The sequence below is a fragment of the Streptomyces sp. NPDC002032 genome, assembly GCF_042890765.1.
Taxonomy (GTDB): Bacteria; Actinomycetota; Actinomycetes; order Streptomycetales; family Streptomycetaceae; genus Streptomyces.
The window spans coordinates 202,652-215,693 of the sequence record NZ_JBIASM010000007.1; the positions used below are offsets into that span (position 1 = coordinate 202,652).

At 75.0% G+C, this 13,042-nt stretch carries 15 protein-coding genes, 1 tRNA gene and 1 pseudogene; 11 read left to right on the top strand and 6 right to left on the bottom strand.

What is annotated here, in order from left to right; genetic code table 11:
- Window positions 1–6 precede the first annotated feature (6 nt).
- Complete coding sequence (locus tag ACFYYT_RS18820) at window positions 7–735, top strand: glucose 1-dehydrogenase (RefSeq protein ID WP_351827900.1); 729 nt, start codon at window positions 7–9, stop codon at window positions 733–735.
- Window positions 732–1,661: an alpha/beta hydrolase gene (locus ACFYYT_RS18825; protein ID WP_351827902.1), complete on the top strand. Its 930-nt coding sequence runs from the start codon at window positions 732–734 to the stop codon at window positions 1,659–1,661. The genes ACFYYT_RS18820 and ACFYYT_RS18825 overlap by 4 nt, the downstream gene beginning before the upstream one ends.
- A 127-nt stretch (window positions 1,662–1,788) precedes the next feature.
- Here the strand turns inward: ACFYYT_RS18825 and ACFYYT_RS18830 are convergent.
- Window positions 1,789–1,863: transfer RNA gene (locus ACFYYT_RS18830), tRNA-Asp, on the bottom strand.
- A gap of 66 nt (window positions 1,864–1,929) precedes the next feature.
- Between ACFYYT_RS18830 and ACFYYT_RS18835 the strand changes: the two genes are divergently transcribed.
- The 3 genes from ACFYYT_RS18835 to ACFYYT_RS18845 all read left to right on the top strand — a co-directional run bounded on the left by ACFYYT_RS18835 (window position 1,930) and on the right by ACFYYT_RS18845 (window position 3,461).
- Window positions 1,930–2,259 (top strand): hypothetical protein, encoded by a 330-nt coding sequence (locus ACFYYT_RS18835; RefSeq protein ID WP_351827904.1) that lies wholly within the window; start codon window positions 1,930–1,932, stop codon window positions 2,257–2,259.
- Between the two features lie 66 nt (window positions 2,260–2,325).
- A complete protein-coding gene (locus ACFYYT_RS18840) occupies window positions 2,326–3,060 on the top strand; it encodes a methyltransferase domain-containing protein (protein WP_351827907.1) in 735 nt (244 codons plus the stop codon).
- Complete coding sequence (locus ACFYYT_RS18845; protein ID WP_351827910.1) at window positions 3,060–3,461, top strand: YrdB family protein; 402 nt, start codon at window positions 3,060–3,062, stop codon at window positions 3,459–3,461. Before ACFYYT_RS18840 ends, ACFYYT_RS18845 begins: the two co-directional genes overlap by 1 nt.
- Here the strand turns inward: ACFYYT_RS18845 and ACFYYT_RS18850 are convergent.
- Genes ACFYYT_RS18850 through ACFYYT_RS18860 form a run of 3 tightly spaced genes read right to left on the bottom strand, consistent with a single transcriptional unit; the run spans window position 3,434 to window position 5,768 of the window.
- A complete protein-coding gene (locus ACFYYT_RS18850) occupies window positions 3,434–4,417 on the bottom strand; it encodes an acyl-CoA dehydrogenase family protein (RefSeq protein WP_351827913.1) in 984 nt (327 codons plus the stop codon). The genes ACFYYT_RS18845 and ACFYYT_RS18850 overlap by 28 nt on opposite strands.
- Window positions 4,417–5,562, bottom strand: a complete 1,146-nt coding sequence (locus ACFYYT_RS18855) for an acyl-CoA dehydrogenase family protein (protein WP_351827916.1) — start codon at window positions 5,560–5,562, stop codon at window positions 4,417–4,419. The genes ACFYYT_RS18850 and ACFYYT_RS18855 overlap by 1 nt, the downstream gene beginning before the upstream one ends.
- Window positions 5,562–5,768, bottom strand: a complete 207-nt coding sequence (locus ACFYYT_RS18860) for a hypothetical protein (RefSeq protein ID WP_351827918.1) — start codon at window positions 5,766–5,768, stop codon at window positions 5,562–5,564. The genes ACFYYT_RS18855 and ACFYYT_RS18860 overlap by 1 nt, the downstream gene beginning before the upstream one ends.
- 109 nt (window positions 5,769–5,877) lie before the next feature.
- Here ACFYYT_RS18860 and ACFYYT_RS18865 point away from each other — a divergent pair.
- The 6 genes and pseudogenes from ACFYYT_RS18865 to ACFYYT_RS18890 form a co-directional block, all read left to right on the top strand.
- Window positions 5,878–6,066 (top strand): annotated as a pseudogene (locus tag ACFYYT_RS18865) (acyl-CoA dehydrogenase family protein); the annotation flags it as partial.
- Window positions 6,063–6,848, top strand: a complete 786-nt coding sequence (locus ACFYYT_RS18870) for an SDR family oxidoreductase (protein WP_351827921.1) — start codon at window positions 6,063–6,065, stop codon at window positions 6,846–6,848. The pseudogene ACFYYT_RS18865 and the gene ACFYYT_RS18870, both read left to right, overlap by 4 nt.
- Window positions 6,849–6,863: 15 nt before the next feature.
- Window positions 6,864–7,478, top strand: coding sequence for a TetR/AcrR family transcriptional regulator (locus ACFYYT_RS18875; protein WP_351827924.1), 615 nt, complete (start codon window positions 6,864–6,866; stop codon window positions 7,476–7,478).
- 18 nt (window positions 7,479–7,496) lie between these two features.
- Window positions 7,497–8,654, top strand: coding sequence for an acetyl-CoA C-acetyltransferase (locus ACFYYT_RS18880; protein WP_351827927.1), 1,158 nt, complete (start codon window positions 7,497–7,499; stop codon window positions 8,652–8,654).
- Between the two features lie 200 nt (window positions 8,655–8,854).
- Window positions 8,855–9,061: a cold-shock protein gene (locus ACFYYT_RS18885; protein WP_351827929.1), complete on the top strand. Its 207-nt coding sequence runs from the start codon at window positions 8,855–8,857 to the stop codon at window positions 9,059–9,061.
- Between the two features lie 126 nt (window positions 9,062–9,187).
- On the top strand, window positions 9,188–10,870 hold the full coding sequence (locus tag ACFYYT_RS18890) for a DEAD/DEAH box helicase (RefSeq protein ID WP_388608548.1): 1,683 nt from the start codon (window positions 9,188–9,190) through the stop codon (window positions 10,868–10,870).
- A gap of 114 nt (window positions 10,871–10,984) precedes the next feature.
- Here the strand turns inward: ACFYYT_RS18890 and ACFYYT_RS18895 are convergent, their stop codons facing one another.
- Together ACFYYT_RS18895 and ACFYYT_RS18900 are read right to left on the bottom strand one after the other, a co-directional pair.
- The gene (locus tag ACFYYT_RS18895) at window positions 10,985–11,938 is read right to left on the bottom strand and encodes a tyrosine-protein phosphatase (protein ID WP_388608551.1); all 954 of its coding nucleotides are present in this window, start codon (window positions 11,936–11,938) and stop codon (window positions 10,985–10,987) included.
- Window positions 11,939–11,969: 31 nt separating this feature from the next.
- Complete coding sequence (locus ACFYYT_RS18900) at window positions 11,970–13,028, bottom strand: nitronate monooxygenase (RefSeq protein WP_351830681.1); 1,059 nt, start codon at window positions 13,026–13,028, stop codon at window positions 11,970–11,972.
- Window positions 13,029–13,042 lie beyond the last annotated feature (14 nt).

Here is a 13,042-nt window from a genome sequence, read left to right on the forward strand (position 1 = left end):
TGAGCCGTGGTCTCGCTCGACGGGAAGGTCGTCGTCATCACCGGCGCCGGCCGCGGACAGGGAGCCGAGGAGGCCCGGCTGTGCGCGGAGGCGGGGGCGCGGGTCGTCGTCACCGACGTACGGGAGGAGGAGGGCCAGGCGGTCGCCGCCTCGCTGGGCGACCGGGGGCACTACGTACGGCACGACGTGGCCGACGCCGGCAGCTGGGCGGAGGTGGTGCGGGAGGCGGTGGCCGCCTTCGGGACCGTCTCGGCGCTCGTCAACAACGCCGCCCTGTGGCGCACCGCGCACGTGGAGGAGCAGAGCGCGCAGGGCTTCGAGGAACTGCTGCGGGTCAACCTGCTGGGGCCGTTCCTCGGCATCCAGGCGGTGGCCCCGGTGCTGCGGGCGGCCGGGGGCGGCTCGGTCGTCAACATCTCCTCGACGGCGGGCCTGGTCGGCATCCCGGGTCACGCGGCGTACGGGTCGAGCAAGTTCGCCCTGCGCGGGCTGACCCGCTCGGCGGCGCTCGACCTCGCGGCGGACGGGATCCGCGTCAACTCGGTGCACCCCGGGGCCATCGACACCCCGATGGTGGCCGACGCGGTCGCCGGGCGGGACTGGTCGCACGTGCCGCTGGGGCGGATGGGGCGGCCGCGGGAGGTCGCGGAGCTGGTGCTGTTCCTGTGCTCGGACGCGTCCTCGTACGTGACGGGCGCGGAGTTCGCGGTCGACGGGGGGATGACGGCCCGATGAGCGGAGCCAGGGAAGACGCCGGGCGCGGCCGGGCGGACGCGCTCTCCCCGGCCGCGCGGGGGCTGTGCGACGCCATGGCGGCGGCCTTTCCCCCGCCCGGGGACGCGGCCGCGCTGCGGGCGGCGGCCGTGCCCGGGCCGCCGGGCCCGGAGGTGGCCTCGGTGCGGGACACCCGCGCCGACGGGGTCCCGGTCAGGGTGTACGACCCCGCGCCCGGGGCCGCGGGCCGCCCGCTCGTCGTGTACCTGCACGGCGGCGGCTGGGTGATGTGCGGGCTCGACACCCACGACGCCACCTGTCGCCGGCTCGCCGCCGCCTCCGGGGCGGTCCTCGTCTCGGCCGACTACCGGCTGGCCCCGGAACACCCCTGGCCGGCCGCCTGCGACGACGCGCTCTCGGTGCTGCTGTGGGCGCGGGCCCGGGCCGCGGCCCTGGGCTGCGACCCGGGGCGGGTGGTGGTGGCCGGGGACTCCAGCGGCGGCAACCTGGCGGCGGTCACCGCCCTGCGGGCGCCCGGACTCGTCGCCGGTCAGCTGCTGGTGTACCCGCCGCTGGACGCGGCCATGGACTCCGGGTCGGTGACCGCGTACGGCCGGGACCACTTCCACACCGCCGCGCACATGGCCTGGTACTGGGACCAGTACGGCGGCGACCCCGCCCACCCGCACGTCTCGCCGCTGCGGGCCCCGGACCCGCAACTGGCCGGGCTGCCGCGCACGCTGGTCGTCCTCGCCGACTGCGACCTGCTGCGGGACGAGGGCCTGGCGTACGCGCGGCGGCTCGCCCGGGCGGGCGTGGACTGCGAGGTCCGGCTGTACCCGGGGGTCTTCCACGGCTTCCTGGGCCTGCCGCTGCCGGCCGGCCGGGCGGCGCTCGCGGGAGCGGCGGCCTGGCTGGCGGCGACACCGCCGGGGCGGCAGCCGTAGGACCGGCAGCCGCAGGGCCGCGGGCGTCCGGTCGCCCGGTCGTCGGCGGTACGGTCGTCGGCCGTCCGGCCAGTGGCCCTACGCCGGTCGCCCGTACGGAAGTTGGCCGTACGGCCGCGAGAAGGGGGGCGGGGCGGCCGGATTCGAACCGGCGTCCTCCTCCATGATGTGTAGGCGCACTACCTCTGTGCTACGGCCCCGCCCGTGCGGTGATCGTACGCAGGCCACGGGCGGGTGCGCACGGGGGTTTTCCCGGCATGATGTGTCCATGCCTGGGTTCCTGCTGCGCGTCTGCCTGCTGCTCGCCGTGGAGGCGGGCGCCGCCTTCCTGCTGCGCGGCTCCGCGGCCCCGGTCCCCGTCCTGCTCGGGGTGTTCGTCCTCGGCTCCGCCGTCCCCCACGGCACCCCGGCCGAGTTCGCGGGCCGCTTCCTCGTCGCCGTCCTGGCGGTGGGCGTGGCCCTCGCGGGCGCCGCGGCCTGGACGGGGTACGCCGGCCGGGACTCCGGCCCCGCCCCGTGGGGCGCCCTGACCGCCGCCGCCGTCCTGCTCCTCTTCCAGACGGCCGTCCTGCTGCGCCTCTCCCGGGGCCGTACCTGAGCCCTCTTCCCGGAAACGGCGGGAACGGGCTGGTCAGCGGGCGGGGGCATCGAAAACAATGACCCCATGACGACACGCGCCCGTTCCTTCGACTCGGCCGCCGCCCTGTACGCGGCCCACCGCCCCGGATATCCGGACGCGCTGTACGACGCCGTCGAGGAGCTGGCCGGGCGGCCGTTCGACGGGGCGCGGGTGGCCGACGTGGGGGCCGGGACCGGCCTCGGCACCGGGCCGATGCACCGGCGCGGGGCCCGGGTGCTCGCCGTCGAGCCGGGGGACGGGATGGCCGCGGAGTTCCGGCGCGCGCACCCGGACGTCCCGGTGGTGCGCGGCGACGGGGACCGGCTGCCGCTCGCCACCGGCGCCTTCGACCTCGTCACGTACGCCCAGGCCTGGCACTGGACCCGCCCCTCGCTCGCCGTCCCCGAGGCGCTCCGCGTGCTGCGTCCCGGAGGCTCGCTCGCGATCTGGTGGAACGACGCCGACACCACCGTCCCCTGGGTCGCCGCGCAGGGCGAGCGGCTCCGGGCCTTCTTCGCCGAGGGCGCAGCCACCCACTTCCGCACCCTCCCGCCGGGCCTCGCCTCGGGATTCGCCACGCGCACCGTCGCCTGGTCGCGCCGGGTCCCGCTGGAGGCGCACCTCGCCAACCTCTCCAGCCACTCGGCGTTCCTGCTCCTCGGCGCCGAGGGCACGCGCGCGTTCATGGACGCCGAACGGGCCCATCTGGCCGGGCACTTCCCGGACGGGACGGTGGAGGAGCCCTACACCGTCAGCCTGCACGTCGCCCGGAACGGCTGATGGACACCGGCCCCGCACCCCACCGTCCCGACCGCCCCGGGGGCCCGCTCCGGACGCTCCGGGTGCTCAGCGACCTCCTCGCCTTCCTCCTGGAGGTGGCCGCCCTGCTCGCGCTGGCCGTCTGGGGCTACGAGTGGGGCGGCCGCCTGGTCGTCGGCGCGCTGATCGGGGCGGTGGTGGCGGGGGCCGCGGCCGTCCTGTGGGGGGCCTTCGCCGCCCCCCGCGCCCGCTACCGGGTGCCGTTGCCGGCCGTCCTCGCGGTCAAGGCCCTGGTCTTCGGCTCCGCGGCGCTGGCCATCGCCGGGCTGGGGCACGGGCGCCAGGCCCTGTGGTTCGCGGGGCTGGTGCTCGTCAACACCGCCCTGGTCACCGCCTACCGCTCCCGGGACCGCAGCACCTGAGCCCGGCACGCCGAGGGCGTCCCCCAGGCGTCGCGCAGCGGGCGGGCCTTGCGCAGCCACAGCGACAGGTCCAGCTCCTGCGTGTAGCCGACGGCCCCGTGCAGCTGGAGCGCGGTCAGCGCGGCCGCGTACGCCGCCTCGCCCGCGGTGAGCTTCGCCGCCGCGATCTCGCCGGGCTCCAGGGACAGCGCCGCCGCCCAGAGCAGCGGCCGGGCGAACTCCAGGCCGAGCAGGGTGTCCGCCAGCCGGTGCTTGACCGCCTGGAAGGCGCCGATGGGCGTGCCGAACTGGGTGCGCTGCTTCGCGTACTCGACGGTGCGCCCGAGCAGGGCCTCGCCGACGCCCAGGCACTGGGCCGCCGTCAGCAGCCGCGCCCAGTGCAGGGCCTCGCGGGCGGCGGCCGTGACGTTGGGCCCGGCCGCGAGGAGTTCCCCGCCCGCCGCCGGGGCGGACAGGGCGCGGGCGGGGTCGAGGGAGGCCAGCGCCTCGCCGCCGCCGGGGGCGAGGCGCAGTTCCCCGGCCGCCGAGACCGTGAAGCGGTGCGTCGCCGCGTCCGCGTCCAGGGCGTACGGGGACCCGCCGGGCAGGGTCAGCGTGGCGAGGGCCGCGCCGGAGGCGAGCTCCGGGAGGAACCGTTTCGCCAGCGCCTCGTCCCCCAGCCGTGCCAGCAGTACGCAGGCCGCCGCGCCCTCCACCACCGGCCCCGGCACCCCGGCCCGCCCCAGCTCGACGTAGCCGAGGGCCAGTTCCACCGGGAGCGGGCCCAGCCCGTCGTGGGCCTCCGGCACGGCCAGCGCGGCCAGCCCGGTGCCGGCCAGCCGGGACCACAGCTCCCGCCCCGGCGCGTGGTCGCCCGCCGCCCAGGCCCGTACGACGGACGGCACTTCGGCGGCGGCGAGCAGGGAGCGCAGGGTACGGGCGAAGTCCGCCTGTTCCCCGGTCGGCAGGAAGCGCATCAGCGGCGGCCCTTCGGGAGGCCGAGCAGCCGCTCGGCGATGATGTCGCGCTGGATCTCGTTGGTGCCCGCGTAGATCGGGCCGGCCAGCGAGAACACCCAGGGCTCGGCCCATGCGCCCGCCGCCAGCTCGGCGTCCGCCCCCAGCAGGTCCAGGGCCGTCTCGTGCAGGGCGATGTCGTACTGGGACCAGAACACCTTGTTCAGGCTGGACTCGGCGCCGAGGGTGGCCCCGGCCGCGAAGCGGGAGGCGTTGGTCCAGGTGAACAGCTCGTAGGCGCGGGCTCCGACCAGCGCGTCCGCGACCCGGTCGGCCAGCGCGGTGTCCGCCGGGTCGCCCCGCTCCCGCCACAGGGCCAGGAGCCGCTCGGCGGAGGCCAGGAACCGGCCGGGGGAGCGCAGGGTCAGCCCCCGCTCGTTGCCCGTCGTCGACATGGCGATCCGCCAGCCCTGGCCCGGCTCCCCGATCACGTCCTCGTCGGGGACGAAGACCTCGTCGAGGAAGAGCTCGGCGAAGGCGGGCTTCCCGTCGAGGCGCCCGATGGGCCGCACCGTCACCCCCGGCGCCCGCAGGTCGAACATCAGGTACGTGAGCCCGTGGTGGGGCCGGGCCGCGCCGGGGTCCGTACGGAAGATGCCGAAGGCCCGGTCCGCGAAGGCGGCCCGCGAGGACCAGGTCTTCTGCCCCGACAGCAGCCAGCCGCCCTCCGTGCGCTCGGCCCGGGACTTCAGCGAGGCCAGGTCGGAGCCGGCCTCCGGTTCGGACCAGGCCTGGGCCCAGATGACCTCCCCGCTCGCCATCGGGGGCAGGACGCGGGCCCGCTGCTCGGGCGTGGCGTGGTCGAAGAGGGTGGGGGCGAGCAGGCTGATGCCGTTCTGCGAGACCCGGCCGGGCGCGCCCGCCGCCCAGTACTCCTCCTCGAAGACCAGCCACCGCTCTATGTCCGCGCCCCGGCCCCCGTACTCCTCGGGCCAGGACACCACCGACCAGCGGTCCGCGTGCAGCTGCGCCTCCCACTCCCGGTGCGCCGCGAACCCCCGCGCGGTCTCCAGCGAGGGCAGCGGCCGGGCCGGGACGTGCGTGCGCAGCCAGTCCCGGGCCCGGGCCCGGAAGTCCGCCACCTCCGCGGTGTGGTCGAGGTCCATCAGCCGTTCGCCTCCTTCATGGCCGCCACGCAGGCCCCCCGGACGGAGGCGATCACCGGCCTGGGCAGGGCGTACGTCATGGCGCCGGTCTGGGCGTCGCGGTAGCGGGGGCGGTTCATCGTCACGTGGGCGAGGGGGCCGCGGTGCTCGTAGAGCACCATGGGCTCCTCCTCGCGGGCCACGTCGGAGGCGGGGTGAGCAGGCATCCACCTATCCTTCCCTAACAAGTGTTTGGTAGGTTAACGTACGGCCATGAGCAGCGTCGAGGAGTTCCGCACCGAGGAGCAGAAGGCCCGCTTCCTCCCGCCGGTCCGGGCCGTGGACGTCTGCGGCGCCGCCTCGCTGCCGGCAACCGGCGCGCACGGGGAGGCGTACGGCCTCGACGACCGGCAGCGCCTCTTCCTCTTCTCCCGCGCCGACACCCTCTACGCCGGGTCCGACGAGATCCGGCGCACCATCGTGGCCGAGCGCGTCCTCGGCCTTCCCAAGGAGGTACGGGCATGACCGCCGCCCCCGCGTACGTCCCGGCCCACGGACTGCTCCGCGGCCGCACCGCCGTCATCACCGCGGCCGCCGGCGCCGGGATCGGCGGCGCCACCGCCCGCCGGTTCCTGGAGGAGGGCGCCGATGTCCTCATCGGCGACGCCCATGCCCGCCGCCTCAAGGAGACCGAGGAGGCGCTCGGCGCCGAGTTCGGCGCCGCCCGCGTCGCCTCCCTGCCCTGCGACGTCACCGACGAGGACCAGGTCCGGGCCCTGTTCGCGCGGGCCGAGGAGCTCCACGGCGGCCTCGACGTCGTCGTCAACAACGCCGGGCTCGGCGGCACCGCCGCGCTCGTCGACATGAGCGACGACCAGTGGTCCAAGGTCCTCGACGTCACCCTGAACGGCACCTTCCGCTGCACCCGCGCCGCCCTGCGGTCCCTGAAGGCGGCCGGGCGGGGCGGCGTCGTCGTCAACAACGCCTCCGTCGTCGGCTGGCGCGCCCAGACCGGCCAGGCCCACTACGCCGCTGCCAAGGCCGGGGTCATGGCGCTGACCCGCTGCGCCGCACTGGAGGCCGCCGCGTTCGGCGTACGCGTCAACGCGGTCGCCCCGAGCCTGGCCATGCACCCGCACCTGGTGAAGGTCACCAGCGAGGAGCTGCTCACCGAGCTCACCGCCCGCGAGGCCTTCGGCCGCTACGCCGAACCCTGGGAGATCGCCAACGTCATCGTCTTCCTGGCCGGCGGCTACTCCTCCTACATGACGGGCGAGACCGTCTCGGTCAGCAGCCAGCACGCGTAGCCGCAGAATGGGCCCGTGCCAACGAACAAGAAGAAGACGCAGGTGACGGCCTCGCCCGAGCGCCGTCGCGAACTCCTCGACACCGCCGCCGAGGTCTTCGCGGCCCAGGGCTACAACGCCACCACCGTCCGCAAGATCGCCGACGCCGCCGGCATGCTCGCCGGCAGCCTCTACTACCACTTCGATTCCAAGGAATCGATGCTCGACGAGATCCTCTCGGCCTTCCTGAACGAGCTCTGGGCGGGCTACGACACCGTCCTCGCCGCCGGTCTCGGCCCCAGGGAGACCATCGAGGCCCTGGTCACCGAGTCCTTCCGGGAGATCGACCGGCACCGCGCCGCCGTCGCCATCTACCAGAAGGAGGCCCGGCACCTGTCCGCGCAGCCCCGCTTCCACTACCTCTCCGACTCGCAGGTCAAGTTCGAGAAGGCCTGGCTCGGAACGCTGGAGCGCGGGGTCGCCGCCCGGGTCTTCCGGGCCGACCTCGACATCCGCCTGACCTACCGCTTCGTCCGCGACACGGTGTGGGTCGCCGCCTCCTGGTACCGGCCCGGCGGCCGGCACAGCCCCGAGGAGATCGCCCGCCAGTACCTGTCGATGGTGCTGGACGGGATCGCCGTACGCACGTAACCCCCAAGAGGAGTCCCGATGCCCGAGGCCTACATAGTCGACGCCGTCCGCACGCCCGTGGGGCGCCGGGGCGGCGGCCTGTCCGCCGTGCACCCCGCCGACCTGGGCGCGCACGTCCTGAAGGCGCTGGTCGAACGGACGGGGATCGACCCGGCCGCCGTCGAGGACGTGGTCTTCGGCTGCCTCGACACCGTCGGCCCGCAGGCCGGGGACATCGCGCGGACGGCCTGGCTGGCGGCGGGCCTGCCCGAGGAGGTGCCGGGGGTCACCGTCGACCGCCAGTGCGGCTCCTCCCAGCAGGCCGTCCACTTCGCCGCGCAGGGCGTCCTGTCCGGCACCCAGGACCTGGTGGTCGCGGGCGGCACCCAGAACATGTCGATGATCCCCATCGCCTTCGCCTCCCGGCAGGCGGCCGAACCCCTGGGCCTCACCGAGGGCCCCTACGCGGGCTCGGCGGGCTGGCGCGCCCGCTACGGCGACGCCCCGGTCAACCAGTTCCACGGGGCGCAGCTGATCGCCGAGAAGTGGGGGATCTCGCGGCGGGACATGGAGGAGTTCGCCCTGCGCTCCCACCAGCGGGCCCTGCGGGCCATCGACGAGGGCCGCTTCGCGCGCGAGACCGTCCCGTACGGGGACGTGCGCGCGGACGAGGGCCCGCGCCGGGACACCTCCCTGGAGAAGATGGCGGCCCTGAAGCCGGTCGTGCCGGGCGGCACCATCACCGCGGCCGTCTCCTCCCAGGTCTCCGACGGCGCGGCGGCGATGCTGATCGCCTCCGCCCGGGCGGTCGCCGAACACGGGCTCACCCCCCGGGCCCGGATCCACCACCTCTCCGTCCGCGGGGAGGACCCCATCCGGATGCTGTCCGCGCCGATCCCGGCGACCGCGTACGCCCTGAAGAAGACGGGCCTGACGCTGCCGGATATCGACCTGGTCGAGATCAACGAGGCATTCGCCCCGGTCGTCCTGGCCTGGCTGAAGGAGACCGGCGCCGACCCGGAACGGGTGAACGTCAACGGCGGCGCCATCGCCCTCGGCCACCCGCTGGGCGCGACGGGTGTCAAGCTCATGACCACCCTCCTGCACGAGCTGGAGCGCACCGGCGGCCGCTATGGCCTCCAGACCATGTGCGAGGGCGGCGGCCAAGCCAACGTGACGATCATCGAACGGCTGTAGTCGCAGGTCAGAGGCCCGGGCGGAAGAAATGTCACCGTCCGGGCAGCGCACTCAGGGGGAGGTGTGCTAGCGTTGGACGCGTTGCAGTTGTGGTACCCATGAACTTTATGTGCGCCTGACGGGAATGCTCCGACAGGCGCTTTAATTGTTTTTACCGGGATCTCCGGATGGGGCCCTTGCCGCCTATTCAGGAGATTCAAATGGCACTTGGCACCGTGAAGTGGTTCAACTCGGAAAAGGGCTTCGGCTTCATCGAGCAGGACGGTGGCGGCCCGGACGTCTTCGCCCACTACTCGAACATCGCCACCCAGGGCTTCCGTGAGCTCCAGGAGGGTCAGCGTGTGACCTTCGACGTGACCCAGGGCCAGAAGGGCCCCCAGGCGGAGAACATCCTCCCCGCCAACTAAGTACGTCAGCCGGCCGGGGTCCGCACCGCGAGGTGCGGGCCCCGGCTTGTCTGCTGTTTCACCCCGCGTTCGCACCCACCGCGTACGAACGTGCGTACCTGCCGGTTTCAGGAGGGCTTTTTCCGCATGACCAGCTCCAGCTCCGCACGACCCAGCCGCCGCCCCACTCGGGGCCGAGGTGCGGCCCAGGGACGTCCGAAGGCTGGCGCGGGACGGCAGAAGTCCGCCCCCGTTGCCCGGCCGCAGGAATTCACCATGCCCGAACCGCTGACCCCGGCCCTCGCGCCGGTGGCCGCGTTCGAGGACATGGCCATGCCCGAGGCGCTGCTGAAGACCCTCGCCGCCCAGGGCGTGACCGAGCCGTTCCCCATCCAGGCCGCCACGCTGCCGAACTCCCTCGTCGGCCGTGACCTGCTCGGCCGCGGCCGCACCGGCTCCGGCAAGACGCTGGCCTTCGGCCTGGCGCTGCTGGCCCGCACCGCCGGCCGCCGCGCCCAGCCCAAGCAGCCGCTCGCGCTGGTCCTCGTACCGACCCGCGAGCTCGCGCAGCAGGTCACCGACGCCCTGGCCCCCTACGCCACGTCCGTCAACCTGCGCATCTCGACCGTCGTCGGCGGCATGTCGATCAACCGGCAGTCCGGCGCCCTGCGCCGCGGCGCCGAGGTGCTCGTCGCCACCCCCGGCCGTCTGAAGGACCTCATCGACCGCGGCGACGCCGACCTCTCCCAGGTCGCCGTCACGGTCCTCGACGAGGCCGACCAGATGACCGACATGGGCTTCATGCCGCAGGTCACCGCCCTGCTCAAGCAGGTCGCGCCCGGCGGGCAGACCATGCTGTTCTCGGCGACCCTCGACAAGAACATCGACAAGCTCGTCAAGATGTTCCTGACGGACCCCGTCGCCTTCTCCGTCGACCCGTCCGCCGGTGCGGTCAGCACGATGGAGCACCACGTCCTGTACGTCATGGACGAGACCGACAAGAAGGCCGTGGCCACGCGCATAGCGGCGCGCGACGGCCGGGTGATCATGTTCGTCGACACCAAGCGCGGGGTCGACCGCATGGTCAAGAAGCTCCTCGCGGACGGCGTCCGCGCCTCCGGCCTGCACGGCGGCCGCTCGCAGCCGCAGCGCAACCGCACCCTCGACTGGTTCAAGACGGGCGAGGTCACCGCACTGGTCGCCACCAACGTGGCCGCGCGCGGCATCCACATCGACGACCTCGACCTGGTCGTCAACGTGGACCCGCCGACCGACCACAAGGACTACCTGCACCGCGGCGGCCGCACGGCCCGCGCGGGCGAGTCCGGCAGCGTCGTCACCCTGGTCCTGCCCGACCAGAAGCGCGACATGACCCGGCTGATGTCGGACGCCGGCATCACCCCGCGCACCGCGCAGATCAAGTCCTCCGACGCGGAGCTCGCCCGCCTCACCGGCGCCAAGGAGCCCTCGGGCATCCCCGTGGTGCTGGAGGTGCCGCAGGCCACCCCGCCGAAGCAGCGTTCCGGCGCGGGCTCCGGCTCCGGCTCCGCGCGCCGCCGTTCGGGCGCCCCGCGCACCGGCTCCGCCACGGGCGGCGCCCCGGCGGGCGGCGGCCGCGGCCGCCGCTCCGGCGGCGCGTCCGGGCAGGCCCCCGCCGCCGGGTCGGGCCAGGCCCGCCGCGGCCAGGGCGGCCAGGGCGGCTCCGGCTCGGGGTCGGCCTCCGCCGGCCAGGGCCGGCGCACCGGGGGCGGCGCTTCCGGCGGCGCCGCCGCGGCCTCCGCGCGCAGCCGCGTCGGCACCGGCGGCCAGGGCCGCCGCCGCGCGGTCTGACCGGGCGGACACGTACGTACGAAGGAGCCGGGCGGCGCATCACGCGCCGCCCGGCTCCTTCGCGTTCCGGCCGCGGCGGCCCACGGCCCACGGTCAGCGGTCAGCGGTCAGCCGTCAGCGGACCATCTTCGACTGGAGCGCCGCCAGGGTCCCCAGGTCCAGGCCGAGGCCCTTGGTCAGGTAGCCGTAGAAGCTGCCGTAGTCGGCCTCCATCCGCGCGGTCGCCGCGTCCAGGTAGTCCTGGCGGACCTCCTGGAGCGGGATCAGCAGGTCCGGGTCCTGCATCCGGCCCGACTGCTTGAGGGCCGCCCGGACCTGGGCGTCGTAGGCCCCCCGGAAGGTGTTGGAGGCCAGGTAGTCGGCCCCGGCGCTCTGCTCCGGCACGCCCAGCGCGCGCAGCAGGACGTAACTCATCCAGCCCGTACGGTCCTTGCCCGAGGTGCAGTGGTAGAGCAGCGGGCCCTGCCGGCCGTCCGCGATCTCCCGCAGCGTCGCCGCGAACTGCGCCCGGTTCTCGGGGCTGCTCACGAAGGTGCGGTAGATGTCGCGCATGTAGGACTCGGCGCGGCCGCCGCCGAGCATCTCCTCCTGCCGGACGGGGTCACCGCTGCCGATCGCGGTCAGCAGGGTCGTGTACAGGCCCAGGTCGCTGACCGGGCGGGAGGTGGCGGGCAGGCCGGGCGGCAGCCGGTCGGCGCCGTCGTATTGGACCTCGACGGGGACGCGGAAGTCGACGGCCTTCGTGAGGCCGAGACCCGCGACGGTCCCGACGTCCGCCGGGGTCAGCTTGCCGAGCCCGTCGGAGCGGTAGACCAGCCCCTGGCGGACCTGGCCGCCGGTGTAGGTGCGGTAGCCGCCGACGTCGCGGACGTTGACGGCCCCCTGGAGGACGATCTGGCGGATCACCGGGGCCTGCGGCCGCAGCCCGTGCGGGGCCCGGCCCCCCGCTGCGGGCGTCGCCGCCGCCGCGGGCGCGGCGGCGGGCAGGGCGGCGGCCGGCGGTGCGGCGGCGACGGTCAGCGCGGCGACGGCCGCCGCGGTCGCCAGGCGGATTCGGGCACGGCTCATGGGATACGGCTCCCGTGACGGAGAAGGGGGATCACCCTGGTGGAGGCAGGGTGCGCAGCGTGTGCAGGACCGCGTGTGCCTCGGCCATGACGCGGCCGACGAGCTCCGCACAGGACGGCAGATCCTCGATCACCCCCGCGACCTGGCCGGATGCCATGACTCCGAGGTCCGTACGGCCCTCGACCATGGACGCCTTCAGGAGCATCGGGGTGTTCGCGGCGAGCAGGACCTGGCTCCAGGACAGGTCCTTGCCGTGCTTCATCGCCAGCCCGTCGCGCACCATCCGCGACCAGGTCAGGCCCGACAGCTTCTTGAACCCCGCCGCGTGCCGCACCGCCCGGGCCAGCGCCCGGGTCCGGCCCGCCCGCTCCAGGGCCTCGACCAGCTCGGTGCGCAGCATCCGGTGCGGCAGCCCGTCGACGGCGGTGGTGACGGTGACGTCCCTGACCGTGGCCCTCAGGTACTCGGCCTTGACGGCGTCCGGGACGGGGGAGTCGGAGGTCAGCAGGAAGCGGGTGCCCATGGCGATGCCCGCGGCGCCGTAGGCCAGCGCCGCGACCAGGCCGCGGCCGTCGCGGAAGCCGCCCGCCGCGACCACCGGGATGTCCACGGCGTCGACCACCTGCGGCAGCAGCACCGTGGTCGCCACGTCCCCGGTGTGCCCGCCGCCCTCCCCGCCCTGCACGATGACCGCGTCCGCGCCCCAGGCCGCGACCTTCTCGGCGTGCCGGCGCGCCCCGATGGAGGGGATCACCACCACGCCCGCGTCTTTGAGCCGGGCGATCAGCTCCCTGGAGGGGGCCAGGGCGAAGGAGGCCACCCGTACGCCCTCGTCGATGATCAGCTGGGCGCGCTCGGCCGCGTCCCCGGCGTCCGCGCGCAGGTTGACCCCGAAGGGCGCGTCCGTACGGGACTTCACCTCGTGGACGGCCGCCCGCAGCTGCTCCGTGGTCATCGTCGCCGAGGCGAGGATGCCGAGCGCCCCGGCCTCGGCCGCCGCCGTCACCAGGCGCGGCCCGGCCACCCAGCCCATGCCCGTCTGGACGAGGGGGTGGCGGACGCCGACGAGCCGGGTGAAGGCCGTCTCCAGGGCGGGCCCCGCCG

Coding starts and splice junctions, on each gene's coding strand:
- ACFYYT_RS18870 (WP_351827921.1), top strand. CDS start 6,063: ATGACCGCCGCCCCCGCGTACGTCCCGGCCCACGGACTGCTCCGCGGC.
- ACFYYT_RS18885 (WP_351827929.1), top strand. CDS start 8,855: ATGGCACTTGGCACCGTGAAGTGGTTCAACTCGGAAAAGGGCTTCGGC.
- ACFYYT_RS18840 (WP_351827907.1), top strand. CDS start 2,326: ATGACGACACGCGCCCGTTCCTTCGACTCGGCCGCCGCCCTGTACGCG.
- ACFYYT_RS18825 (WP_351827902.1), top strand. CDS start 732: ATGAGCGGAGCCAGGGAAGACGCCGGGCGCGGCCGGGCGGACGCGCTC.
- ACFYYT_RS18850 (WP_351827913.1), bottom strand. CDS start 4,417: ATGCGCTTCCTGCCGACCGGGGAACAGGCGGACTTCGCCCGTACCCTG.
- ACFYYT_RS18880 (WP_351827927.1), top strand. CDS start 7,497: ATGCCCGAGGCCTACATAGTCGACGCCGTCCGCACGCCCGTGGGGCGC.
- ACFYYT_RS18895 (WP_388608551.1), bottom strand. CDS start 11,938: ATGAGCCGTGCCCGAATCCGCCTGGCGACCGCGGCGGCCGTCGCCGCG.
- ACFYYT_RS18835 (WP_351827904.1), top strand. CDS start 1,930: ATGCCTGGGTTCCTGCTGCGCGTCTGCCTGCTGCTCGCCGTGGAGGCG.
- ACFYYT_RS18890 (WP_388608548.1), top strand. CDS start 9,188: ATGACCAGCTCCAGCTCCGCACGACCCAGCCGCCGCCCCACTCGGGGC.
- ACFYYT_RS18855 (WP_351827916.1), bottom strand. CDS start 5,562: ATGGACCTCGACCACACCGCGGAGGTGGCGGACTTCCGGGCCCGGGCC.
- ACFYYT_RS18860 (WP_351827918.1), bottom strand. CDS start 5,768: ATGCCTGCTCACCCCGCCTCCGACGTGGCCCGCGAGGAGGAGCCCATG.
- ACFYYT_RS18845 (WP_351827910.1), top strand. CDS start 3,060: ATGGACACCGGCCCCGCACCCCACCGTCCCGACCGCCCCGGGGGCCCG.